Origin of the sequence: Curtobacterium ammoniigenes NBRC 101786 (genome assembly GCF_001571045.1) — a bacterium.
Classification (GTDB): Bacteria; Actinomycetota; Actinomycetes; order Actinomycetales; family Microbacteriaceae; genus Curtobacterium; species Curtobacterium ammoniigenes.
Map to the genome: position 1 here is coordinate 664,959 of NZ_BCSV01000001.1, position 23,683 is coordinate 688,641.

A 23,683-nucleotide genomic window follows, 5' to 3' on the forward strand; every position below is an offset into this window, starting at 1 on the left:
GTTGGATTTGGTGCGGGGGTGGACTACTCGACGGAGTCGTCCGTGGCCTCGAGCACGAGCGCCGCTCGTCGCTCGAGGGGCAGGCGGTCGCCGGCGGCGTACGAGGTGCCGCCGACGAGGTCTCGGACGCCGAATGGCGCTGTCACCTCGGTGGGTGAGGCCGACCAGTTCGACACGAAGATGACGCGCCGTCCGTCGGAGACGCCGGAGGCGATGGTCACGGTTTCGTTCGCACCCCACGCCTCGGTGGCGCGGTCGGGCACGAGCCAGGCGCCGAGGCTGCGAGCGAGCGCGGGATTGGGAACGGTGCCGACGTAGGTGACGCGGCCGGTACCGAATGCATGCGAGGTGATGGCGGCATCCGCGCCGAGTTCGGTCGGAGTGAAGGTGGCGAGAATTTCGGCGTCGTCCACCTCGAGGACATCGACCCAGGCTTCTCCCGAAGCGCCGGATTCGAGCGGGAACCGCGCTGGGTCGGCGCTGTGCACCGAAAGCGGCTCGTCGAGGTTGCTGTACTCGTCGTAGTGCACGCCGGCCGCTTCTGCGAGCATGGCCGGCGCGACGGCGAGACGTGCCCGAGCCAGTTCATCGCCGTAGCCGGTCCTGATCCCGACGACGAGGTGTCCGCCGGCGTCGGCGTATGCACGCATGTGCTCCAGCACGGCATCATCCGCGACGTACACGGCGGGGGCGACGAGGACCGGGAACCGGCGCACGAGTTCATCGACCGGGGTGGCCAGGAACTGGGGCAGGTGCTGCACTCGGACCTGGGCTCCAGCCTCGGAGATGCCGCGGTAGAACGCGTCGAAGATCTCCAGGTACGAGTTCGGGTTCGGGCCCCCGCCTGGCAGCGCCAGGGGTGGGTAGAACTCGAACGACCACTTCGTGTCGGTCGAATAGAGCATCAGCACGTCGGCGTCGGGCTCGTAGTGGTCCAGAGCCGATCCGATCGCCTGGAGCGCGGCGCCGAGTTCGGAGACCTCCCGATAGATCCGGCCCGGCCGCTGGCTGTGCGGCAGCACCCCGCCCCAGTAGGTCTCCGCGCCGAAGTGCAGCGTGTGCCAGTGCCAGTACTCGACCATCCGGCCGCCGCGCGAGAGCAACGCGAACGCGGCCTGCTTGAGCTGGCCAGGAAACGGCGGTTCGTTCTGCCAGGGACCGCCGATCGACTGCGCGTTGGTCTCCGTCACCAGATACTGCGTCTGCGCCGACGAATAAGCGCGATCGCCCCACTGCAGCAGCGCCCAGACGCCGGTGTGCCACCACGGTTGGTCGCGGGCTACCTCAACACGTGCGTCCAATCCGTGCTGCATCTTGTAGTACGGATTTCCAGCGACAACGTCAAGGGACGCGACCAGTTGATCGTCGGCGAGCTGCGGGCGCGAATAGGAGATACATGTCGTGATGAACTGGTCGCTTCGCGCGTATTCGCGGACGACATCCGCCTGCCACGCGATGAGTTCGGTGGCAAGGGTTGACTGGAATCGCCGCCACTCGAGTTGGTACTGCGGCATCGCATTGCCGTCCGGCCGCCACAGATCCGACCAGTCCGACAGCCGGTGCGACCAGTACACCAGGCCCCACTCGCGGTTCAGCGCCTCGACTGAGCCGTAGCGGTCGCGCAACCATTCAACGAACCGCTGGAATGTGTGCTCGTTGTGCGGCAGCAGCAGCCCCGGCTCGTTATCGACCTGGTAGCCGATGACCGCTGGGTGATCCGCGTACCGCTGCACAACCTTGCGAGCGACTCGCTCGGCGTAATAGCGGTAGGCGGCCTGGCTCTGGTCCATCTCCTGCCGAGCCCCCCAACCCTTCCGGATGCCCGTCGCGGTCTCGGCGGCGATTTCCGGGTGCATGCGCTGCAGCCACGGCGGAATCGCATAGGTCGGTGTGCCGAGGATGACGCCGATGCCCCGGGCAGCGGCGCCGTCTAGGACGGGTTCGAGCCAGTCGAGCTCGAAGACGCCTTCCCGTGGCTCCCATGTCGACCAGACGGACTCACCAACGCGGATGACCGTGAAACCGGCATCGCGCATGAGGTCCAGATCGCGGTCGAGGGTTCCCTCCGGCTGATATTCCGCGTAGTACGCAGCGCCGAACAGGACCCCGCTGAACTGGGGAGAACTCGTCATCATTGACCAATCACTCTGTGGATGTTCTCGATAACATCCGGCCGTGGAGAAGGACGCTACAAGAGTGAGCGCTCATCCTGCAAGGCCCTCAGAGGAAAAATATTGCCCCGACCACGGAGTCTGTGTGATCGACAACATTTCTGCCGGGGCGCGACGGCGTAGGGCGTGCCGCTTCGGAGCGGTTCAGCGCGCGGCCTGTGTCGATGCTCGCGTGATGAGACGGGGCGGCCCGACCTCCGTGGGGTCGCCCGGGAACTGTTCCGGCAGCGCCTTGGCGAGGAGCGATTCGACCATCGCTCGTCCTTCACCTTCAAAATCCAGTGCGATCGTTGTCAGCGCGGGCAGCAAGAATCGTGTTTCTTCCATGTCGTCGTTTCCGATGACACTGAGGTCCGTGGGCACTGTGATCCCCGATGATTGCGCGGCTGAGATGAGGCCGATGGCCATGCTGTCGTTCCCAGTGGCAATCGCAGTCACTTCGCGCTCATCGGCTGACAAGCTTTCCCAAGCGGCATAGCCGGACCCGGCTGACCAGTCGCCAGCCCTGGTCCAGCGCACCGTTCCGCCCCGCTCACGGATGCGGGCGAGGAAGCCAGCGAGTCGTCCAGATGCGCCGATCCAGTCCACCGGGCCGCTGACGTAGCCGACGTTCCGATGGCCGAGGTCCATCAGATGATCCGCGGCGAGCTGGCCTGCGAACTCGTTGAACGAGGGTCCGCCAGCGGGGAAGGCGACCTTGGAGTCCATGACGAACGGGACGGTCGGGGCGAGAAGCTGTATCCGTTCAAGGACGAGTTCGGTCTGCGCGGCGGCGAGGACGCCGAGCACTTGATGCTCGGCGACTACGGCAAGTGCGGTGTCGATCGAGTCCAGGTCCAGGTCGTGCGTGACGACGATGTCGAGGAGGAACCCGTGCTCCTGCGCGGCTCGGGTCGCTCCCGTGATGACGCGCGCCGGACCGGTCTGGTCGATACGGTGCGCTAACACTCCGAGTCGGTTGATGCGTCGGGTCCGCAGTTGGCGGGCTGCGGAGTTTCGCCGGTACCCTAGCTCCGCGATCGCTGACTCGACGCGCTCGCGAGTCGCCGGGCGAATACCTTCGAAGCCGCTGACGTAGCGGCTAACGGTCTGGTGTGACACGCCCGCGCGCCGCGCAACGTCGTAGATCGTGGCGGGCTTCATGCATTAGTTCTATCGGATATCCCCACTCACCCTGACCCCAGGACCGGATGCAGGGGTGGGGCCTACCCATTCGCCGTTCATGCAAACCGCATCCGACCTTGTACGGAAGCCTTGGCCGGAGGTGCTGGGCTTGTGCGGAGCCGATTGCGCTGCCTCGGGCGGGGGAGCGTCGGTACCGGGCGTCCTCAATTTGCAGCGGTCGTCGCATGTTGCTGTGGCTCGTAGGGTGCTCCAATCCGCACCCGCGTGCGCGGAGCTTGCCGTGAGCCCGCCACCGGCGCCGTCCGGGCGAGGATGCCGTTGTGACGGTTTCCGTCGACGATCACCTGCCTTGGTGCTCGCATCGGTGCCTCGGGAGCTCCGGTATGCCGGCAAGGCCTCCTCCGGCGCGCTGACCTGAGCCCGCACGTCGAGTGGCCATCGCGCAACATGCATTCCCGACGTCTCTGCGGCAGGACGCCGGTGTGAGGCCATGAGGTGCGCTGCGCGTGTGCGCTTCAGCGTCTCTCACGGTGTGCACATAGAGGACGTAGGTGCCCGGCACATCCGCCGGGCCATCGCTTACCCGTTCTCTCCCACGAAAGGATTCCGATGAGTCCCTCCACTCTCTCCCGCCCCGTCGCCGTTGAAGGGCGGTCCGATCCGCGCGGCTGGCTCCGCGACCCGGACCGCCGCACCAGCCGCGTCGCCGCCCTGCTGATCCCGGCCACAGCAACCCCCGAAAATGCCGCGGCATAGACCTTGTGCGGGCAGATTCCGCGCGTGCGGTCCGGACGGATGGGGCAGAGCGATCGCCGATGGCGGACCCCCCATGGGCATCGGACGGTGACAGCACGCTGCGACGGTTTCCGACGGGTCGCGGTGATCACAAACCGGAACCCGGCCCCACCATCCGCCCCGGCCGTGCGCAGAAGCGCGTCACGGCAGGGAACAACCACATCAACGCTCAACGAGAAGGAGCATCATCATGACCACTACCAACACCATCACCTCTCAGCACGGCTTCGCCGATGTTCCGCTTGTGGATCGGCGGGGACGCGAAGCAGACATCGCTCGCGTCGAGCGAATCCACGGCATCGTTTGGAACGGTGTCCGCGGCGGTGACCGGAGCAGCGTCGCCGCGATGAGCACACCGGCGGCGGTCACCGTGCTTGAGCAGGCGGGGATCCATTTTGACCACACCCGCGTGTTCACCGACGCGTCCGGCGCGACGGTCGCCGTGATCACCGCCCCGTATGAGCCGGCGACAGCGGAGTTCATCGCGTTGTGCGAAACGACCGCGCGAACCCTCGGCCTCGACGCGCGCGTGAACCACCCCGACGACATCGTCTACGCCCCCGTCGGCGCGAACCCAACGACCATCATGTTCTGGGACCCACACCGCTTGACCGTGCGCTAATCCGCCTTCGGAGACCCTCGGTTCCTCAGGGTGGGAGCGGTCCTAGTGGTCGCACCACCTCGAGGTATGCCAGGCGCGTAGCGCGGCGATCGGGGAGCGATCGTCGGCGCGCAGGCAAGGGGGACTGGCTCGGTGAGGTTCCGATGGTCCGGGTTAGCCGGTCGGGACGGCCTTGACCGATGGGCCCACGCTGAACGCTTGTCCAGCGGAGGGGGCGACGGCTTCGCGATGTTCCCGCATCTCCTAGCCGCGTCCGCCCGGGAACGTCGCAGCTGGATCGTCGTGCGGCTCGATGCGTTGTTGGGGGAGAGCACCGTTGACGGAATGCCTTCTGCGCGGATGGTGAGCGGTGCCGGCGAGGCCGCTCGATCAGCGGTTGGCCTCCACGCCCGACCGCGGGACGCGAGGATGAGCAGGCCATGGATGTCGCCGACCGCCGCGAATCCCGGTGTCGGCGGATTGCAGTACGGGTCCGAGCCACCGGAGCGAGCGCGTTATCGACATCCCGGTCCGCCTGGACAAGCGCGACCCCGTCGGGCACGCCATCACCTCGGGCCATGCAGGTCACCTCGTGACCACGAGCCACCGCGGTGGCTGCGATCTGATGCCCGTGCCATGCAGTGCCACCCGAAACCAGCGGCTTCACCCCTGCAGGTTCCCAGCGGCGCGATCCGGCAGCATTCGTTCCCAGCAAAGCGACCATCAACCTGCGCACCGTTCACCGTCCGAAAGTGACGCGGCATAGAGCCCTTCGACACGTTAGCGACCACGTCGAGGAGCCCCGAATGACCACCATCGCCCCACGCATCCGTCCCACCATCCAGACGATCGCCTGTGTCCGGCAGCCTGTTGGGACGGGTCTGACGCGACCTCGACTTTCAGCAAGTGGTGCGCGACTCGGTGCCGTGCTGGCGCGCCGAGACGGCGCTGCTGGATTAAGCGGACAGTCGACGGTGTGCGACCTTGCGCAGCTGTGGCAGGAGCGCATTGCTGATGATCGGCGGAAGTCGCCGCAGACGCGAAAGCAGTACGCAGACACGCTCCGGAATCTCGTGTTCCCGACGTTCGGTGCGCTGCGCCTGGCAGAGGTCTCCACGGGTCTGGTCGAGGAAGAGCTGGAGCGACTGGAACTGCTCGCCCCGTCAGCGGCGCGTCGCGCGCGGAGCGTGCTTGTGCAACTATTCGACCTCGCGGCGCGGAACGGTCTGATCCACGTCAACCCGGTCCGCGGCACGACACCGATCCCGACGTCTCCGGCAGCGCGGCCCACTTTGTCTGCCGGCGACGTTGCCCGTATCTGCGAGGCATTGCGGGTTCGTGGGGAGGACCGTGCGGACTGGCGTCAGGAGTCGACCACGGCAGTGATCGTGGACCTGATCAGTGTCATCCAGGCGACCAGTGCGCTGATCAACGAAGCGCTCGCGCTGCGTGCGAGCGATGTTCGCACGGACGGCGATGACGTGATCGTTACGGTCGCCGGTACGGTCGTTGCGAACCTGACCGGGCCGCTCCAGATCAACACGGCCGCCGGGAAGGGGCAATGCCGGGAGGTTCGGGTTGGCGCTGCGGACGCGGCGGTTCTTCTCGAGCGTGTCGCGCGTGCATATGGGAAGAACGGGTTGCTGTTCCCGTCGAACAAGGGCACGATCCGTCACCACAGCAACCTGAACCGGGTCCTCCGCGACATCGTCCGCCCGCTCGGGCTCGGCTGGGTCACCTTCAGGTCGTTCCGCACGTCGGCGGCAGGGTGAGGAGCCGTCTCCGGCTGGAGGGGCGCAGTGCGGCGGCTTGCTGAGCGGCGGTGTTCAGACGAGGTTTGGGCCGTGCGCCGTTCGACGGGTGAGGATGAGCGGGTCCGGCAGGGAGGGCGCGGCGACGGTGATGACTTCAGCGCCGAGGTCGGCGAATCCGGTGACGCTCTCGGGGAGGGTATGGCGGCGGAGGGTGAACTCCTCGCCACCGACCTGTGCTCGGGCGAGCGGCCATCGGTTGGGATCGTGCAGAGTCGCCGAAGCGGCGCGAGCGCGCGCCTCGATCTCGGTGACTGCAGCGCGAGCGGCTGCGCGGTCGTCGTCTGATGCGATCGGCGGCACCGCGGCGAGCAGGAGCGCGACCACGGCGCTGGTCGCGAGGGTATCCGGATCGGTGGCGATAGCGTGCACGGCTCCGTGCCCAGAGAACTGGTCACCGGTTCGGACGATGGTGCTGATGGTGAGCGTGGCGTTGCCGTCAGAACCCGGAAAGGTCGCGGAACTGCTCGCAGAGGGTGCCGTGGCGGACCAGGCTGTGACGCGGGGCTGTGACATCCCCAGAGGAACCAGCACCGTTATGCGATGCGATGCGATGCGATGCGATCCGGTGCGCTGCGTTGCATCAGTGTTTGCTGCAGGGACCCAGCGCGCAAGAGCCCCGCGTGGCGCGCGAGGCCACCGCCCTGATGCTCGTCGCGGAGCCGGGGCGGCTTGAGCTTCCATGGAGCGTTCTTGCTCCGTTGAACTCGCTCCGACGGCTGGGTGCGCTTCCAAACTTCGGCGCGACGCCCCGAGCAGTTCTCGGGTTGCTTCGCGTCGCCGCGGACGGCGTCGTGTCTCGTGCGGTGGAGAGGTTGGTGCCCGGAGTGGAAGGCTTTGGCGGGTGAATGTGGAGGTAGTCGAACGCGAAAGCGCGCGGGACGTGTGACGGATCTTGCAGGCGCTTCCGGACTGGTTCGCGGACAGCGACGCGATCGACAACTACGTGGCGGCGGCTGAGAACGTCGACTATGGGAGCGTGCTTGCCGTCGCTGAGGATGCGGTGGTCGGTGTGGCTCTGCCCCGTCGGCACTTCCCGGAGGCCGCCGAACTGCACCCGCGCAGTGGAGATCGGTGGAGATCAGTTGTGGGCTGCGAATCGCAAACGCATGCCCCAGCTGGTCACCTGCGCCGCAGCCGATAGGCCGCGTGGCGGCGGGTCTGAGAAGCATGTTGGTCGATCGGGATTGTCACAAACGGGATGATTGACAATCAAAAGTGAAGATCCGCGCCACGCGTCTCATTGCCGCTAGAGGTGCCTCGATAGCATGATCGCGCTCGGCGGCTGGGTCGGTGCGATACGAGTTGGGGCCGAGAGTGCGTGACCTTGCGGATTGTGCGGCCAGGGCAACGCCTATCGTCACGCACCTCCTGCGGGCCGTTCGGCGAGAGAAGTTCTGGCTGCTCGCTTGGGCATGCTTCATACCGTTGGCGGTGTTCCGTGCAGAGGCGCTGGCGGAGTCGGACACCTTTTGGGAAACGCGCACGGGACTGCTGATCCTCCGCCACGGCAGCATTCCGACGACGGACCCGTTTTCGTGGACAGCCCACGGGAAAGGGTGGATCTTAAATTCTTGGGGTTTCGACCTCGCTCTCGGTTCGGCGCACAGGCTCGCGGGCCTTGCTGGTGTTGCTGTATTCGCCGCGCTGCTGATGATGGCTGTTGTCGGCCTTGCGTTGGCTCTTGCCCGCAGCCTCGGAGCATCTCCAGCGGTCGCGGGCGCGCTGCTCCTGACAGCAACACCGCTGCTGCTCGGGTGGATGTCTGCTCGACCCCAACTCATTGATTACGCATGCACCTTGGCGCTTGCGCTCGTGCTGCGTCGAAATCTGGAGCAAGAACCGCGGCGACGACGCGACGCCATCGGGGTCGGACTGCTAACGGCTGTGTGGATGAACCTGCACTCCGGTGCAGTCCTGGGGGTCGGTGTCGTCGTGCTCGCGGGCACTTTGGCGCTCCTGCTCCGTCGCCCCGGCAGTGGAGGTCTGCGTTGGTCTCTGGAAGCCGCCGTATTCGCCGCGCTCGGTGTCGTGCTCAACCCGTACTTCGTGGCGGTCATCCCTCAATCACTTCGAGTGCAAGGCGCCTCTAGGAGCGAAGGGATCCCGGAGTGGCAGCCGATCCATATCACCGACCTCGCCCAAGACGTCGTGCTGCTGATCGGGTTCGCTGCACTTGTTCTTGCATTCCGACGGCGAGACGCAGCGATGATCGCCGCACTCGCCGTGTCCTTCGGTGGCGCCCTGGACGCAACACGTCTCTTGCCTATCCTGCTTCTTGTTTCCGTACCCGTTCTTGCCGCCGCGGCCTCACGGCCAGCGCTTCTGCGCTACCTCAAAACACGTCGCATCGTGTTCGCGCCTGCCGCATCCACTGTCGTTCTCGCTGTCGCTTTCGTCGCAATCCACAACGTCGGCTCGTTCGGAGCTCCCAGCCCTGCCCTCTACCCTGACTCGCGAATGGTGTCGGCAATACCGCGGGGATGCCACGTCTTCAATTCGTATCTGTACGGCGGGCTGCTCGAACTCCAGCGTCCCGACCTCCGCGTCTCTCTCGACTCCCGCAACGACCTGTTCGGTCCACGACTCATCGCGCAGCAGGAGAAGATCCTCGACGGAAAGACGCACGTCGCAGCGAGCCTGGATGGCGCGGACTGCGTTCTCATCCCCGCGCGGAGTCCCCTCGTGAAAGAACTCCAGACCAGTCCCGACTGGCGTGAAGCACGTCAATCCCATCTCGCCGCCCTCTTCATCCGCGCGAAACGGTAGGACTGCAAACCGCTTCTAGATTCGCGCTGCTGGTTCACTCGGACCGGTCGGCCTCGCCCCGAGAGCCGGGGGCGAGGCCGCTCGGCGGGCACTTCCTCGTGCAGCAGATCGAGGGTAGAAGCGGAACAGAATCGCCACGGGGCACCCCGTCTGGGGGCTGGAATGCTCACATCCGGATCCGTAGCGTCGGAAAGGTAGCGCACGCGAACGGGAGAATCTGAAGTGAATCGGTTCCATTCGCTGACGAGCCTTCGGTTCTTCGCCGCTGCGAGCGTCGCCCTCATGCACGCGTTCGGGCAGAACGAGCAGATTCCGGTATTGAACCTGGGTTACCTCGGTGTGAGCTTCTTCTTCGCGCTGTCCGGCTTCGTCCTGACCTGGGCAGACGCCGCAGGAAGCGGAGCCGCGCAGTTCTTCCGCAACCGTTTCGCGAAGCTCTTCCCGTTGAACGCGGCAACACTCGTCGTCGCGACTGTCGTACCGTTCGCGGTGCCCGGCGGGATGATCGCGCGACGGATCACGTTCATCGCGAGCCTGACGATGACACAGGCCTGGTTGCCGGGAACCGCCTCCTCGTTCAACCCCGTGACCTGGTCGTTGTCCGCTGAGGCCTTCTTTTACCTGCTCTTCCCATTGCTGATCAGGGTGCTTCGATCATTTCGCGTTGGTGATCTCCTCGGGACAGTCGTCTTCCTCGCTGTGTTGCAGCCAGCCCTCGGGACAGTGGTTCAGAGCACGCTCGATCCCGCCACCGCGCATTTCCTGACCTACGACTTCCCGCCTTATCGCCTTCCCGAGTTCGTCATCGGGATCGCGGCGGCCATGCTGATGCAGCGCGGCTACCAGCCGACCTTGCGGGTGCGCAGCGTCAGCGCAACGCTTGCCGTCAGCGCTGTCGCCGCCGCGCTGGCAATCGATCTCTTCGGTGCTCGCGCCGTGTGGTGGCTGGGCGACGCGCTTGCCCTGCCATTCATCGTCTGTCTCATCTGGAGCGTCGCAGAGCGGGAGAGGCGCGGCGACAGCACGATACTCATCCACCCGCGCCTCGTCGCGCTGGGAGACCGATCGTTCGCGTTGTACATGGTCCATTACCTCGTGCTGGGAGCTGCTGCGGTCGCAGTGGGTGTCACCCCGCAGACCCTTCCGTGGTGGCTCGCGCTGCCGTGCCTTGTGGCCGCATTCGGTCTCGCGGGCCTGACATACCGGTACCTGGAAAAGCCGTGCGAGCGGGCCCTCCGCGACCTCCTGAGCCGGCGACGGAGCGCTACCGCGGCAGCGACACACGGCTGACCATGCGCACTCGACCATGCCGCTGATCTCCGAGGGTCATCCGACCGGCACAGGAACGACTTCCTGCAGGATGCCGCGAATCGCTTGCGGTCGCTGACACGAGCGACGCGAAACATCGCACGCGTTCATCGGGCTGAGCGGGAACGACGGAACCGCGCTCGCGGCGGCGTTCCGGACCGGCGCCGACGGCGGGAGCCGGATGCGATTGCTCGGGACGCTCAGCATCGAGTGCTCATGGCTGACCGGGGCCGCCGACTTGGCCAATCCGCAGAACGTTCGATCCGTAATCGAGGATTGTGTAGCGGCCGCACCGTCGTTCCGAGTGCGGCAAATGGCGCGCGGAGTCGGGAACGCGAGGAGCGCCGTGTGTCGTGTCGGCGAGGATGAACGAGACACGCCGGCGAGAGAAGTCAGCCCGATTTGTGAGCCATGCGTATCCGTTGAATTGGGTGTTGACCTGAATCAGCTGACGAGGATCGCTGAGATAAGCCTTTGGGCCTCGGATCGTCCAGTAGCGGCCCGCACCCGTTTGCCCGGAGGCGGTGATCCAGTTATCCACGCACCTGATCGCCGAATCGACTCGTCCCGCTGCCGGCACAAGCGTGGTCGCGACGAGCGCGGCTATGACGACTCCGACCAGCAGGGAAGCGATCGGGAAGACCAGACGCGGTGCGCGAGGTACTCGCATGGGTGCTGCAAGTCCGACAGCTGAGATCAGTGCGAGCACGGGCGTGAAATACAGCGGCTGGAGATATCGGGAGCCCACGGCCCCGACGGCGAGAAGTCCGACAACGGTGAGGAGAGGGGTAAGCCAGCCGAGTCCGGCAATGATTGCGGGACCGACGAGACCGCGCCGGACCGCGACGCGGAAGAGCAGCACGCTCGTGACGAACAACGCGACCATGCATCCGATGGACACCACGCCGAGCGGGTCCGCGAGTCGGTTCACGAGCAGCCGCAGGTAATACACGAACGTGACCAGCGGACGGGTCGGGTCGGCGTATGCAGCGCTACTCTTCCCGATCAAGCTCCCGAACGGCACTCGTGCGAGGAACCCGATTGCCGAGCCGCCGAGCAGAGCACCGGTGACAAGGACGACGGAGCGCCATCCGTCGCGGAGCTGGCGTCGCACGAGCGCGAGGACGAGGAGCAGCGGCGCGGCAACCCAGGCGATGTACAGCGGGTTGGTCAGGACCGATCCGGCCGAAATGACGACGAGGATGATCAGCGACCCCCACGGGCGGAACGCGCGCCCGTTGCCGCCGTGATCGCGTTTCGATGCCGACGGGTCGGCGGCTGGGTTTGTTCGCCGCGGCTTCCGAGGGGAGACTGCAGAGATCGCCGCCGCCGCAACGAGCGGAAGCGCCAGGAGGGTGGCGAGATAAAACGTGTCCGTCAACAACAATGACGGCAACTCCAGCGAATCCCAACGACGTGTCGTATCGAACTGGATCAAGACGACAACTGCGGTGACGACGAGCAGGGCGGCGACGATCTTTCGGCGCTGCGACTGGCCACGGAGCCCGAACGCAGCAAGCAGCCGAACCGACCCGTAAACCAGGAAAAGATTCACGACAGCGTTCACGAGAAACGCCGCCTTCACGCCCGGGACGAGGGTTGCCACTATCCAGTAAACAGCCATTTCGGGAATGAAAAGAACTGCCGAAAGCGACCAATGCTGCGGCTCGCCGGCGAGTACCGAGTTCCGAACAATTGCGGGCAGGACGGATTCGGTATCGTAAAATATCATCCACGAGCGGTCGGTGAGAACGATATGTGCCGTCGCAACGATCGCGAGGAATATCGCAACGAGTGCACCGAATACCTCGAGTTGCATCCGCCGGCATGATCTGGCACCTGCGGCGGGATGTTGCTCCGTTCGTGATCGCCCGATGTGCTCGAGTTCATTCAGGGTGGTTGCACCGTTCGGGGTTGAGGCATTCCGAGGGGTCGACGTGTCCGAGAAACGCAGGAGATCTCCTCTCGTGCAGCCTGATCCGATAGCCGAACGGTGAGTCTCGGCCATGCAGTACTGATCTAGTCTGCAAAATCGGTTCCGATCGTCATAGACCCCCGAATGCGGGAACCGAGATCGGTGACGGATCTCTTAGGGTCAACCCTAGAGGCCATCTGGCTCAGAGAGGTGTCGCTTATGGTATCCCGGTCCGCCATGCTCATCGATCTCGACGGGAGTGCTCGTGTCGTTACCGTCCCGGTGGGTCGGTTCGGCGATGCGCCCGCACTCTTGATCGACCCGGCTACCCAAGACGGCTCCGTCGCCGCCGGCGGCTGGCTTATCGCCCTCGAATCGGCACCGGATAGCCCGATCTACCGCCGTACGCGCCAGCCGCTTCCCGCGGACCTTCGTCGGCAGGAACCAAGGGTGGAAGGTCGCGCCAGTGCCGGCGCGCCCTTTCCTGCCAGCGTGCGCGCGTGACGGAAGTCTTCCCGGCCACCGTGCTCGCAGCGGCCGCTGCCTCGCTCGTGACATATGCCGCTCATCGACGCATCCCCATCCGCATCAAACGCGAGGACTTGCGGGTGAGCCCACGATGGGTTAGTGCTCTGGCCGCAGTGGTCGCGGGTGGACTCGTCGGAGGCGTCCTAGCAGGCTTCGGAGTTCATTGGGTTGCGCTTCCGTACGCCTTCTTCGCAGTGATGGGCGTCCTGCTTGCGGACGTCGACCTCCGCTCTCGGCTCCTTCCCAACCCCCTCCTTGCGGTGACCGGCATCGGTGGCATCGTGCTCCTCAGCATCGCCTCCCTGACTGCTCATCAGTGGCGCGCGCTTCTTGCCGCCAGCATCGGCGGGGCTGTGCTCTTCGTCGTGTTCCTACTGCTCGCCGCGATTTCCCCAACCGGAATCGGTATGGGCGATGTCAAGCTCGCGGCGGTCGTTGGGCTGGCGCTCGGCTACCGCTCGCCAGCAGTCGTCCTGCTCGGCGTGCTCATCGCATTCGTTCTCGCTGGCTGCGCTGCGGCCGCACTGCTCATCGCGCGAAGGGCCAGCCTCCGGACGATGGTTCCGTTCGGACCGTTCATGATCGCGGGCGCAGTCCTCGCGCTCCTCCCCGCACTGAACGCCTTCGCATAGGTCAATCTCGCCCAATAATCAAGCGCGTCATCGCAATCCGGATCGTCGGATTTTATTTGTCCTCCAAATGCCGGACAAGCGCGGAATTATGACCCCCTAAGGTGGGGTATGAAAACACGATTTCCCCCCCAAAGGCGGGTATGTACCCCCCGTCGGTGCTGTTTAGCCTTGAGCTATCGCACCGTTCACGTTGTACCCGACGGCGGCGAATCGGTGTGGAACTCACCACTACACACCAGACTGGATCGGACACCAGAAATGCTCTCAATCGTTGTTGCAATGCAGACGTTCTTCCTGACGACGAAGGACCGTCTTTCCCGCGAGAATGGCGCCACCGCCGTCGAGTACGGACTGCTCGTTGGTCTCATCGCGGTCGTTATCGTCGTCGCGTTGCTGTTGCTTGGCCCGAAGCTTGCGAACCTCTTCACGAACGTTTCGAACACCATCCCAGAGGGCTGATCGACGCGAGATGGTGTGCTCCCGTTCCAGTCGGGAGCGCACCATTTGCGCCTCACGGCCGTTCACGGTTTTTTATCGAACCATAAACTGGATGATGGGGTTGCAATGCGCGTGCAGGAAGAGGACGGTGCGGCCGCGGTCGAATTCGCTCTGGTCTTGCCGATTCTCATTGTGCTGCTCCTCGGGATCATCGAATTCGGATTAGCGTTCAGTGCGCAACTGCAAGTGACGAACGCAGCCCGCGAGGCGGCGCGCGTCATGGCAATCCAGAACTCCACCAGCGCTGCGAACAGTGCTGCCCTGGCGGCCGCCCCGTCGTTGAACCCAGCAATGACAGCCAGTGAGGTTGCCTACAGCATCACGACCGCGTCCGGCGCCTCCTCGTCGAGTTGCTCGGCGGGGGGCACCGTCGCCGTGACTATCTCGTACCCGTATCAATTCCTCAGCGGGATGTTCGGTGCCGGCTACACACAGGTCGGGAAGGCGGCAATGCTATGCGGCGGCTGACGCGACAAAGGGATGTCCCGAATCTTCGGGACGAGCAGGGCGCCGTTGCAGTGATCGTCGCGCTGATCATGGTGGCGCTGCTCATGGCCGCGGCATTCACCATCGACGTCGGGGCCATGCTGTTTGAGCGCGGTCAGCTCCAAAACGGTGCCGATGCTGCCGCCCTCGCAGTCGCAGGGAACTGCGCGACGGGCACCTGCGGGAACACCACCGCGACGGCCCAGACGTTCGCCAACCAGAACGCCAACGATGGAGCAGCCAATGTTGCGTCGGTCTCCGAACCCACTGCGAACAGCGTCCGGGTGGTGCTGTCGACAAAAGACGGCAGCACGGGCAACGGGTTCCTGACACTGCCGCTGGGCTCGTTGCTTGGCGTAAACACCAAAACTGTCACCGCCGCGGCGACGGCCTCATGGGGAGTGCCAGCGAGCGGCCCTGATCACCTGGCCATGGCGTTCGCGCCCTGCGTGTTCCTGCCGAACGGTGGGATGCAGGTGATCGGGATCGCGGGAGGTGGCGTCAACAATTGCTCGTCAACCAGCCCCTCCGGGCAGCTGATCCCAGGCGGATTCAGCTGGCTCGCAGACCCGACCAACACGTGCACAGCCAACGTGAGCACAGCCTCCCCGGCGACCGGCGGCAGCACGGGTGTGAGTATCTCGTCGCCGTGCCAGGCGGTCCTTTCCACACTGGCGAACAAGACCATCCTCCTGCCCGTCTACAGCGACGTCACCGGTACGGGAAGCGGTGCGCAATACACGATCAGCGGCTTCGCCGCGTTCACGGTGCTCGGCTGGAACTTCGTCGGGTCCGGCGGATCGTCATACAACAACAGCACCTACCCGGGCTACACGTGCACCGGGAACTGCAAGGGGATCATCGGCCAGTTCGTGAAATTCGTGTCCCTCGACGACGCCTACACGACCGGTTCGGCAAGCAACCTCGGCGCGCAGGTCGTGTCCCTGTCGCAATGACCCCGACTGCAGCCGCCGTTCCTCATCACCGCACCACAACCTCCTCAAGAGACTCATGAAACTCCGCATCATCGCCGCCGCGGCCGCGCTTCTGCTTGCCATCCTCGGCGGCAGCCTCGTCGTCGCCTACGTCAACGGCGCGAACGCGCGCGCCCTCGCGGGCACCAAGACCACGCCGGTGATCGTCGTCACGCAGCCGATCGCGGCCGGCACGCCCGAGGGAGCGCTCGGCGCCGACCTCGCCGTCAAGCAGATCCCAGCCGACGCCATCGCGCAAGGGGCCCTCACCGCGCTTCCGACCGGGAACAAGGTGACCTCCACCGCGCTGGTTCCCGGCGAGCAGTTGCTCGCATCCCGGCTGGTTGACGCCGATTCCGCAGCGGCGGCCGGAGCCACGGCGCTGCCCAAGGGCCTCCAAGCCGTGACCGTCGGCATCATTCCCGAGCGGGCTGTCGGCGGGACAGTGAAGGCGGGCGAGACCGTTGGTGTGTTCTTCACCACCGGTGGTCAGACGCATCTCGATCTGCAGAAGGTGCTCGTCATGGCTGTCCAAGGCGCCCCGACGGCTACTCCCTCCAGCGTGCCGAGCGGTGCGCCGACGGCAGCTCCCACTGCGACCGCGGCCTCTCCGTCCGCTGACGCCACTCCTGTGTCGACTGCGCCAATGTTCATCACGCTCGCGTTGTCCGCCCATGACGCGGAAAAGGTCGTCTGGGCAGCACAGAACGGCACGATCTGGCTCTCCAACGAGCCGGCGACGGCAGACGAGACGGGCACGAGCATCGTCAACGCTGCATCGGCGATGCAATGACCGCCGTTTTGGTCGTGACGCGCGACGAGATGCTTGCGAGCCGGGTCCAGTCCATCGTCGAGGGCTGGGACCACGGTTCCGTCCTTCAGGTGGAGATCTCCGCGCTCAGCATGGGGCCGCAGCAGCTTCGCCTGCACGATCCCGTCCCGGCCGAGCCGATCGAGGTGCTCCTTCTTGACGGCAGCAACGACCTGGCAGCTGCGATTCGCTTCGCCGCCGCCGCCGAACTGCAACTCCAGCAGGTGAGCGTCGTGCTCGTCGCGCACTCCAACCCCGACGTGGTACTCGACGCGATGCGCGCCGGGGTGCGCGACGTCGTGCCACCGGACGCCGAACCCGGCCTGCTACAGGCCGCGCTCGAGCGCGCCAGCCGACGGGTCCGGACCCACCCCCCGCGCGAGAGCGATGTTTCCGGCGCGCCCCGGAGGCACGGGGCGGTCATCGCGGTGGCCTCACCGAAAGGAGGGGTCGGCAAGACGACGATCGCAACCAACCTGGCAATCGCACTCGGCCGAGTCGCTCCGATGAGCACGGTGCTGGTCGACCTCGACGCCCAATTCGGGGACGTTGGGCACGCCCTGCAGCTCGACGCGGCGACGTCGCTGAGCGACGCCGTGACGCCCGCCGCGAAACACGACGCCATCGTGCTCAAGACGTTCCTCACAGAGCATGCAGCTGGCATCTACGTCCTGACCGCACCGAAGTCCCCCGCCGCTGCGGACGCGATCTCCGCTGAGGATGTCGGGCATCTCATCGAGCAGCTTGCTCGCGAGTTCGCGTATGTGGTCATCGATACCGCCCCCGGTCTCGGCGAGCATGCGCTCGCTGCGCTTGAGCACGCGACGGAAGCGGTGCTCGTGTGTGCGCTCGACGTGCCGAGTATCCGAGGCCTTCGGAGCGAGTTGAGCGTCCTGGACGAACTCGACCTGCTCCGCCGTCGCCGCCGGATAGCCGTCAACATGGCCGACCGCTACGCAGGACTGTCGATCAAGGACGTGGAGGCGACGCTCGCCACTCCGGTCGACGTCGTCGTGCCGCGCGCTCGAGAAGTCGCGATATCGACGAACAAGGGGGTCCCGCTCCTTCAGGAAACGCAGCGCGGCGCGGCGGCGAAGGCACTCAATCGGCTCGCTGACCTTCTCCTCCCCGACGAACTGAGGAAGACCCGGAAAGCGAACCACCGCCGAGAGGAGCTCGTCCGATGAAACTCTCCGACCGTCTCGCTGCGCTCGGCGAGACACCCGTCCTCGACCGGCGTGAGCCGCGTCCTCCCGTCCTCCCGACTGCCGCAGCCCACGTCCACGACGAGGAGCCTGCCGACGGACTGTCGTCCCTCAAAGCACGGGTCGGCACGGCACTGTTCGACCGGATGGGTGCGCGGTTGAACGACCCGAACCTGGTCGAGGACGACTTGCTGTCATCGGCGCGCGAGGTTCTGGCGGAGATCGTTGACGCGGAGAGCGTGCCGCTGACCGACGATGAGCGGCAACGCCTCGTGCGAGAAATCAGTGACGACGTCCTCGGGTACGGGCCGTTGCAGCCGCTTCTCGACGACCCGTCGCTCACCGAGGTCATGGTCAATGGGCCCGACCAGATCTTTGTCGAGCGCGGGGGGCGCCTGACGCTGAGCGGAAGCCGGTTCCGGTCCGAGGAGCAACTGCGCCGGGTCATCGAGAAGATCGTGTCCCGGGTCGGACGCCGCATCGACGAATCGTCGCCCCTGGTCGATGCGCGCCTGGAGGACGGCTCCCGCGTCAACGCGGTAATCCCACCGCTTGCCGTGAACGGTTCGTCGTTGACGATCCGAAAGTTCGCCGCGGACCCGCTCACGGTGTCGGACCTCATAACGTTCGGTTCACTCTCACCGCAGATGGCCGAACTGCTGAACGCCTGCGTGAAAGCACACCTGAATATCATCGTGTCCGGCGGTACCGGCACCGGCAAAACGACGCTGCTGAACGTGCTGTCCTCGTTCATCCCAGACGGGGAACGGATCATCACGATCGAGGACGCCGTTGAGTTGCAGCTGCAGCAGGATCACGTTGTTCGCCTCGAAAGCCGACCCGCGAACATCGAGGGGCGCGGCGAAGTGACCATCCGCGACCTGCTGCGCAACTCCCTCCGGATGCGACCCGACCGCATCGTGGTCGGCGAGTGCCGTGGCGGCGAGGCGCTGGACATGCTCCAGGCCATGAACACGGGCCATGACGGGTCGCTCTCGACCGTGCACGCGAACTCACCCCGTGACGCGATCGCGCGTCTTGAGACGCTCGTGCTCATGGCCGGCATGGACCTACCGCTCCGCGCGATCCGCGAGCAGATCGCGTCCGCGGTTCACCTGATCGTGCAGCTGACGCGGATGCGCGATGGGAGCCGCCGCGTCACCCACATCACGGAAGTCCAGGGCATGGAAGGCGAGATCGTCACGCTCCAGGACGCGTTCGTCTTCGACTACTCGGCGGGCATCGACGCGTCGGGACGGTTCCTCGGCAAGCCGGTCTCCACCGGCGTGCGCCCCCGGTTCCTCGATCGGCTCATCGACCTCGGCATCGAGGTCTCGCCCGACGTGTTCGCCCTGCCGACGGACCGGCGGTAAGCGCATGGTGTTCGTCGGCGCCGCCCTCATGGCCCTCGCCCTCCTGGTGGTCCTGTTTCTTGTGTTTCCCACCCGAGCAGTCCGCATTCCGCTATCCCGGCGACGCCCCGTGCAAGCGGAGACGACCAGCGCGCTGGCAAGCGTGACAAGCGCGCTCTCCACGTGGCTCACCAGCCTCATTCGCCGCCGCGGGTGGGGCTCGGGATTCGCGAGCGCGCTAGAGCAAGCCGGCATCAAACGGTCCGCATCAGAATTCGTCATCCTCGTCGGATCCGTCGCGCTCGTCGGCATGCTGCTGGGCTACCTCGTCGGTGGCATCGGCCTCGGGATCGTGTCGCTGGTCATCGTGCCCATCGGCGCACGACTGAGGCTCACGTTCCGCGCGGGGCGGCGACGCAAGGCGTTTGCAAACCAGCTCGATGAGACCCTGCAGATCCTTGCTGGCGGTCTCCGGGCGGGCCACAGCCTCCTGCGCGCCATCGACGCGGTGTCCCGAGAGTCGGACGCACCCACCTCCGAGGAGTTCGCGCGCATCGTGAACGAAACTCGGTTGGGACGCGATCTCAACGACGCCCTCGAAGGATCCGCGCAGCGCATGCGCAGCGACGACTTCAACTGGGTTGCACAGGCGATCGCGATCCACCGCGAGGTCGGCGGCGACCTCTCCCGCGTTCTCGACGAGGTCGGGCACACGATCCGCGAACGCGGTCAGATTCGTCGCCAGGTGCAGGCGCTCAGCGCCGAAGGCAAGATGTCCGCCTACATCCTCCTGGCGCTGCCGTTCGTCGTCATTGGGATCCTGATGATGACAAGCCCCTCGTACATCCTGAAATTCGTGCAATCCCCGCTGGGATTCGTGCTCATGTTCGCCGCCGCCGTGATGATGACCATCGGCACCGTCTGGCTGCAAAAAGTCGTCAAGATCAAGTTCTGACGCGGACGGAGGAACGCGCTCGTGCTGCCACTGAACATCCTGCTCGCCGCCGCGCTCATCGGCGCCGCCGCGCCGCTGCTGATGTGGAGCATCGCCCCGTCTCCGTCGCGGAAGGACGTCCGCCGGAACCTCGAGCGCGGCATCGCCGCGGTTGTCGAGACCCAAGCGCCGTCCCCAACGCTGCAGCGCATAGGGCAGCGCTTCGTCCTGCCCGCCAACCTCGCGAAGATCAAGCGGCTCCACGCGCTCGCCGGGCGCCCGGCCGGATGGCCGCTGGAGCGAGTGCTCATCGCCAAGCCGCTGTTCAGCGTCGTCGCCGCGCTCCTCGGGATGATGCTCCTGAGCGCGCACCCGAATGGCGTGCTCTTCGCGCTGTCGATCATCGTCGTGGTCACCGCGTACTTCGTCCCCGATCTTCTGCTCTATAGCCGCGGTGTCGAACGGCAGGAGAAGATCGGCCTCGAGCTTCCGGACACCCTGGATCAAATGCTGATCGCCGTCGAAGCAGGACTGGGATTCGAGGCGGCGATGAGCCGCGCGGGTGAGAACGGCAAAGGGCCACTCGCGGAAGAACTCGTCCGCACACTCCAGGACATGCGGATTGGCCTTTCCCGACGGGAGGCGTACCAAGCGCTCGGCGAGCGAACCAACGTCCCCACACTGCGCGCGTTCATCCGCGCCGTCGTGCAAGCGGACAGCTACGGCATCTCGATCAGTGGCGTCCTCCGCACCCAAGCGAAGGAGATGCGCCTGAAGCGCCGACAGCGCGCCGAGGAAAAGGCGATGCAGATCCCCGTCAAGGTGCTCTTCCCACTGATGCTGTTCATCCTTCCGGTGCTGTTCATCGCGGTGCTCGGACCCACCGTCATCACGGTCATCCAGGAATTCAGCCATTGAGCGCGAACGCTGCGGTCGAATCGCGGGCGCGCGTGGACAACAACGACAGACCGAGCACGTCGCTTCGCGCATTCGCGACGCGAGCGCTGCCGGAACTCCTCGGCGCGGCATTCGCGGTCGCTGTGTCGCTGGTCGCCGTCTGGAGCCTCTCCACCGGGCCGCGCCAGGCGATTCTGTTCAACACCGGCGATTCGATGATCCTTTCGCTCATGCACGCGAGCGCGCTTGCCGGGGAGTCGCAGCGCTGGGTGTTCTCGTCGGTGCTCTTCATTCCGGAGCGCGCTGTCTACGGCGCCGTCGCAATGCTCGGCATGTCGGTCCGCTCGACGCTCATCGCGGTGGCGGTGCTGAACTTCGTGCTGCTCGCGGCCTGTCTCCGCGGGTGCTCCGCCCTGGTGCTCCGAGACCACAGCTGGCGGATGCAGCGGTTGAGCGCTTCCGTTGCGTTCGCTGTGCTCGCCGTGCTCACGCTGCTCGAGACGAATCCGAGCACGGCCGACAGCTTCGACCTGATGACGTTCATGGGAACGAGCACGTATTACAGCGGCACGGTGTTCGCTTTGATCGTCTCCGCGGGGCTGGCCGGAGTGGCCGTTCGGGGTGGCAGTTCGTGGCGCCCGCTCGTGGCGCTGGGGGCCGTTGCGACTCTGTCGACGATGTCGAATCCGCTGTTTGTGCTCTGGGCGACTGGTCCGTTGGTCTGCGTGCTCCTTATCACGGTGTTCCTCAGGGCGCTGCGACTCACCGCACTGCTGCGTATCGGCGGCTCTATTGCGGGAGGCTCGGCCCTGGGTTTCGCGCTCCGCGTCCCGCTGTCGGGCGCGATCGACCCCGTCACCGTGGTGGGGCAACTGTCCACGAGCGGCAATCTCGGCTACCTCGGGGGCGCTTTCCTCCGATGGCAGCTCTCGACGCCCGCTGAGGTCTGCGGGACATTCCTTCTCGTGTTCCTGCTGATCGTCAGCGTCGCACTGCTTGTCGAGCGCTCACCGCTGCGGATCCTGTGGCGATCGTCGTAGCCGGTTTTGCGGTATTTTCACCGCTGCTGGCGACCTTCGGGACGCTCGCTATGGGTGCGCCCTCGACCCGCTACATGCAGCCGCTGTTTTACGCACCGGTCGTCGGGCTGCTGATTCTCCCGCGACTGCTGCGCGCGCGGCGGGCGCGGCTCGGGCGCCTCCGGCTGCCGCTCGCGCTGCCGTCCGGTCTGCTCAGCGCGACGGTGCTGATCGCAGCCACGGTCGGTGTGGCCGGGTCGGGTGTGGCGCGCACCGCGCGGGCGACGGATCGGTCGATCGCGTGTGTCGACGCCTGGGTCGGGCAGTCGCACGAGTACGGCGCGGGGGAGTTCTGGACGGTCCGCGGCCCGAAGGCGTACTTGGCCCAGCCGGATCGGTTGATTCAGGTCGACACGCAACAGGGATGCGTTCCAGTGGCTGGTCAACCGGTCCGACTTCCGTGTGCGCACGGTCTCGTTCACGGTGAACAGCCCGGCGAGCCCGCCGTTCGTATTGCCTGCGAGGGAACGAACGCTGCCGCACAGCACGATCCGGTGCGGGCGGTACGTCATCGCGGACTACCACCGTGCCGTGCTGCGCCTCGGGCCCCTCCGCGATACGGAGGCCAGCTAGCGCCCTCGCCACTCGGCCCGCGGTTGCTTGATCGCCGGTACAACGAATTCGGCTCAGCGGCCGACTCACAGGCTTCGGATGCGCTCCCGAAGCCGCTCGATGCGCAATTGCATGTCGTGCTCGAGCTCGTCGAGCGACCGGAGCAGTTCGTCGCGCTTGACGTCGCGTTCAGCGTTGAGTCCCTGGTCCTCGTCGACGAGCCGTCGACCCACCTCGCGGACTGGATCGTTCAGCACCGAATTTCGGCCGGGCTTCTTGACCAAGAACGTTCCGACGCCCCGTTTCGATCGAACAAAGCCGAGTTCTCCGAGCAGTTGATAGGCGCGGTGCGGGATGTTGTGGTCGACACCGAACTCCTGCGCGAGCTCGCGGCCTAACGGCAGCCGGTCGCCTACCTGGAACTCGTCGCTTCTGATGCGTTCGAACACCCTCCGCGCGATCTCATAGGTGTCTGTCGACCCGTCACTTCTCACTGTTCGACCTCGCTCACGATCGGCAACCCGACGGTCGTGCGTCCTGCAGCGGGCGATTCGGACGGCGGGGACTTGACGACGCCCTGAACGTCCACTGTGGACCAGGCCGGCCCCACTCGGGCGCCGGAACGCCGCCCGACGGGTGCGGTGGTTCGCGTGCATGTCGGAAGCGCGAGGTTTGGGAATGTCATAACAAGTTCCGCGGGGTCAACACATGCGCACGGTCGCAGCTCGTATGCCTGGCTCGAACCCGAATCGAACCAGGCATACGAGAGAGGCTTCTGCTGGTTAGGCAGATAGTGGCCTCGAGATGCGGCCGGAGTGGTTGATTCCCCCGCATCAGCGATCCTATAGGAAAACGATGAAAGGGCCACCCTCGTGCAACTGTGACCCCCAAGAGGCTATCCACCGAGCGGATTGGACTGAACGATGCTCAGGTACATGCGGTCCCGCTGCCAGTGATCTGATCTGGTTTTCGTTCATATCGATCTCTTTCGCCAGGGCGTGCTGGTTGGTCTTCAGCGGGGTAGTACCCCTGCTCACTACGAACGGGGCGCTGTACTCGAGTTCGCGATGGTGGCGCTGGTTGTTCCACCACGGGACGTCCTCGAGAGTGGCGAACTCGACGTGCTCGACCGTGTGCCAGTGCCCGCGACCGCGGATGAGCTCGGTCTGGTGGAGCCCGTTCACCGCCTCGGCGAGAGCGTGTACTAACACTCGCCGAGGGCTTAGCGTGAGTTGCGCGC

At 65.7% G+C, this 23,683-nt stretch carries 20 protein-coding genes; 15 read left to right on the forward strand and 5 right to left on the reverse strand.

Translation table 11 applies throughout. The features are described 5' to 3' along the window. Positions 1 to 23: 23 nt before the first annotated feature. Together CAM01S_RS02910 and CAM01S_RS02915 are read right to left on the reverse strand one after the other, a co-directional pair. Complete coding sequence (locus tag CAM01S_RS02910) at positions 24 to 2,135, reverse strand: beta-galactosidase (RefSeq protein ID WP_245631509.1); 2,112 nt, start codon at positions 2,133 to 2,135, stop codon at positions 24 to 26. A gap of 180 nt (positions 2,136 to 2,315) precedes the next feature. Then, positions 2,316 to 3,314 carry a LacI family DNA-binding transcriptional regulator gene (locus CAM01S_RS02915; RefSeq protein ID WP_066516108.1) on the reverse strand — a complete coding sequence of 333 codons (999 nt, stop codon included), beginning with the start codon at positions 3,312 to 3,314 and terminating at the stop codon, positions 2,316 to 2,318. 591 nt (positions 3,315 to 3,905) lie between these two features. Here CAM01S_RS02915 and CAM01S_RS14550 point away from each other — a divergent pair. The 3 genes from CAM01S_RS14550 (at position 3,906) to CAM01S_RS02925 (ending at position 6,464) form a co-directional block, all read left to right on the forward strand. Next, on the forward strand, positions 3,906 to 4,052 hold the full coding sequence (locus CAM01S_RS14550) for a hypothetical protein (protein WP_157071372.1): 147 nt from the start codon (positions 3,906 to 3,908) through the stop codon (positions 4,050 to 4,052). Between the two features lie 229 nt (positions 4,053 to 4,281). Next, positions 4,282 to 4,713: a hypothetical protein gene (locus tag CAM01S_RS02920; protein ID WP_066516117.1), complete on the forward strand. Its 432-nt coding sequence runs from the start codon at positions 4,282 to 4,284 to the stop codon at positions 4,711 to 4,713. A gap of 785 nt (positions 4,714 to 5,498) precedes the next feature. Continuing rightward, a complete protein-coding gene (locus CAM01S_RS02925; RefSeq protein ID WP_157071373.1) occupies positions 5,499 to 6,464 on the forward strand; it encodes a tyrosine-type recombinase/integrase in 966 nt (321 codons plus the stop codon). 54 nt (positions 6,465 to 6,518) lie between these two features. Here the strand turns inward: CAM01S_RS02925 and CAM01S_RS02930 are convergent, their stop codons facing one another. After that, complete coding sequence (locus CAM01S_RS02930) at positions 6,519 to 7,019, reverse strand: hypothetical protein (protein ID WP_157071374.1); 501 nt, start codon at positions 7,017 to 7,019, stop codon at positions 6,519 to 6,521. Positions 7,020 to 8,156: 1,137 nt separating this feature from the next. Between CAM01S_RS02930 and CAM01S_RS02945 the strand changes: the two genes are divergently transcribed. Both CAM01S_RS02945 and CAM01S_RS02950 read left to right on the forward strand, forming a co-directional pair. Beyond that, entirely contained in the window at positions 8,157 to 9,272 is a 1,116-nt protein-coding gene (locus CAM01S_RS02945; protein ID WP_157071375.1) for a hypothetical protein, read from the forward strand. Between the two features lie 222 nt (positions 9,273 to 9,494). Further along, positions 9,495 to 10,562 (forward strand): acyltransferase family protein, encoded by a 1,068-nt coding sequence (locus tag CAM01S_RS02950; RefSeq protein WP_066516143.1) that lies wholly within the window; start codon positions 9,495 to 9,497, stop codon positions 10,560 to 10,562. 232 nt (positions 10,563 to 10,794) lie between these two features. Here the strand turns inward: CAM01S_RS02950 and CAM01S_RS02960 are convergent, their stop codons facing one another. Beyond that, a complete protein-coding gene (locus CAM01S_RS02960; protein ID WP_157071376.1) occupies positions 10,795 to 12,399 on the reverse strand; it encodes a hypothetical protein in 1,605 nt (534 codons plus the stop codon). Positions 12,400 to 12,995: 596 nt separating this feature from the next. On the opposite strand from CAM01S_RS02960, the gene CAM01S_RS02970 reads away from it, so the two are divergent. The 10 genes from CAM01S_RS02970 (at position 12,996) to CAM01S_RS03015 (ending at position 21,852) form a co-directional block, all read left to right on the forward strand. After that, a complete protein-coding gene (locus tag CAM01S_RS02970) occupies positions 12,996 to 13,655 on the forward strand; it encodes a prepilin peptidase (protein ID WP_245631510.1) in 660 nt (219 codons plus the stop codon). A gap of 279 nt (positions 13,656 to 13,934) precedes the next feature. Beyond that, a complete protein-coding gene (locus CAM01S_RS02975) occupies positions 13,935 to 14,114 on the forward strand; it encodes a Flp family type IVb pilin (RefSeq protein WP_245631511.1) in 180 nt (59 codons plus the stop codon). A gap of 15 nt (positions 14,115 to 14,129) precedes the next feature. After that, positions 14,130 to 14,621, forward strand: a complete 492-nt coding sequence (locus tag CAM01S_RS02980) for a TadE/TadG family type IV pilus assembly protein (RefSeq protein ID WP_245631512.1) — start codon at positions 14,130 to 14,132, stop codon at positions 14,619 to 14,621. 50 nt (positions 14,622 to 14,671) lie between these two features. Next, positions 14,672 to 15,595, forward strand: a complete 924-nt coding sequence (locus CAM01S_RS02985) for a pilus assembly protein TadG-related protein (RefSeq protein WP_066516160.1) — start codon at positions 14,672 to 14,674, stop codon at positions 15,593 to 15,595. Positions 15,596 to 15,650: 55 nt separating this feature from the next. Next, positions 15,651 to 16,406: a Flp pilus assembly protein CpaB gene (gene cpaB, locus CAM01S_RS02990; protein WP_066516162.1), complete on the forward strand. Its 756-nt coding sequence runs from the start codon at positions 15,651 to 15,653 to the stop codon at positions 16,404 to 16,406. Then, the gene (locus tag CAM01S_RS02995) at positions 16,403 to 17,611 is read left to right on the forward strand and encodes a CpaE/TadZ family protein (protein WP_066516165.1); all 1,209 of its coding nucleotides are present in this window, start codon (positions 16,403 to 16,405) and stop codon (positions 17,609 to 17,611) included. Before cpaB ends, CAM01S_RS02995 begins: the two co-directional genes overlap by 4 nt. Further along, a complete protein-coding gene (locus CAM01S_RS03000) occupies positions 17,608 to 19,002 on the forward strand; it encodes a TadA family conjugal transfer-associated ATPase (RefSeq protein WP_066516173.1) in 1,395 nt (464 codons plus the stop codon). The genes CAM01S_RS02995 and CAM01S_RS03000 overlap by 4 nt, the downstream gene beginning before the upstream one ends. 4 nt (positions 19,003 to 19,006) lie before the next feature. After that, positions 19,007 to 19,936 carry a type II secretion system F family protein gene (locus CAM01S_RS03005; protein ID WP_066516179.1) on the forward strand — a complete coding sequence of 310 codons (930 nt, stop codon included), beginning with the start codon at positions 19,007 to 19,009 and terminating at the stop codon, positions 19,934 to 19,936. 21 nt (positions 19,937 to 19,957) lie between these two features. Continuing rightward, complete coding sequence (locus CAM01S_RS03010) at positions 19,958 to 20,833, forward strand: type II secretion system F family protein (protein WP_373277680.1); 876 nt, start codon at positions 19,958 to 19,960, stop codon at positions 20,831 to 20,833. After that, on the forward strand, positions 20,830 to 21,852 hold the full coding sequence (locus CAM01S_RS03015; RefSeq protein WP_066516187.1) for a hypothetical protein: 1,023 nt from the start codon (positions 20,830 to 20,832) through the stop codon (positions 21,850 to 21,852). The genes CAM01S_RS03010 and CAM01S_RS03015 overlap by 4 nt, the downstream gene beginning before the upstream one ends. Positions 21,853 to 22,529: 677 nt before the next feature. Here CAM01S_RS03015 and CAM01S_RS15250 read toward each other — a convergent pair. Continuing rightward, positions 22,530 to 23,099, reverse strand: a complete 570-nt coding sequence (locus CAM01S_RS15250; RefSeq protein ID WP_083527671.1) for a GntR family transcriptional regulator — start codon at positions 23,097 to 23,099, stop codon at positions 22,530 to 22,532. Positions 23,100 to 23,683 lie beyond the last annotated feature (584 nt).

Bases quoted from the DNA above. Each gene is read 5' to 3' on its own strand.
- CAM01S_RS03000 (WP_066516173.1), top strand. From the start codon at position 17,608: ATGAAACTCTCCGACCGTCTCGCTGCGCTCGGCGAGACACCCGTCCTC.
- CAM01S_RS15250 (WP_083527671.1), bottom strand. From the start codon at position 23,099: ATGCACGCGAACCACCGCACCCGTCGGGCGGCGTTCCGGCGCCCGAGT.
- CAM01S_RS02945 (WP_157071375.1), top strand. From the start codon at position 8,157: ATGATGGCTGTTGTCGGCCTTGCGTTGGCTCTTGCCCGCAGCCTCGGA.
- CAM01S_RS02920 (WP_066516117.1), top strand. From the start codon at position 4,282: ATGACCACTACCAACACCATCACCTCTCAGCACGGCTTCGCCGATGTT.
- CAM01S_RS03005 (WP_066516179.1), top strand. From the start codon at position 19,007: ATGGTGTTCGTCGGCGCCGCCCTCATGGCCCTCGCCCTCCTGGTGGTC.
- CAM01S_RS14550 (WP_157071372.1), top strand. From the start codon at position 3,906: ATGAGTCCCTCCACTCTCTCCCGCCCCGTCGCCGTTGAAGGGCGGTCC.
- CAM01S_RS02925 (WP_157071373.1), top strand. From the start codon at position 5,499: ATGACCACCATCGCCCCACGCATCCGTCCCACCATCCAGACGATCGCC.
- CAM01S_RS02915 (WP_066516108.1), bottom strand. From the start codon at position 3,314: ATGAAGCCCGCCACGATCTACGACGTTGCGCGGCGCGCGGGCGTGTCA.
- cpaB (WP_066516162.1), top strand. From the start codon at position 15,651: ATGAAACTCCGCATCATCGCCGCCGCGGCCGCGCTTCTGCTTGCCATC.
- CAM01S_RS02930 (WP_157071374.1), bottom strand. From the start codon at position 7,019: ATGTCACAGCCCCGCGTCACAGCCTGGTCCGCCACGGCACCCTCTGCG.
- CAM01S_RS02995 (WP_066516165.1), top strand. From the start codon at position 16,403: ATGACCGCCGTTTTGGTCGTGACGCGCGACGAGATGCTTGCGAGCCGG.
- CAM01S_RS02975 (WP_245631511.1), top strand. From the start codon at position 13,935: ATGCAGACGTTCTTCCTGACGACGAAGGACCGTCTTTCCCGCGAGAAT.
- CAM01S_RS02960 (WP_157071376.1), bottom strand. From the start codon at position 12,399: ATGCAACTCGAGGTATTCGGTGCACTCGTTGCGATATTCCTCGCGATC.
- CAM01S_RS02910 (WP_245631509.1), bottom strand. From the start codon at position 2,135: ATGATGACGAGTTCTCCCCAGTTCAGCGGGGTCCTGTTCGGCGCTGCG.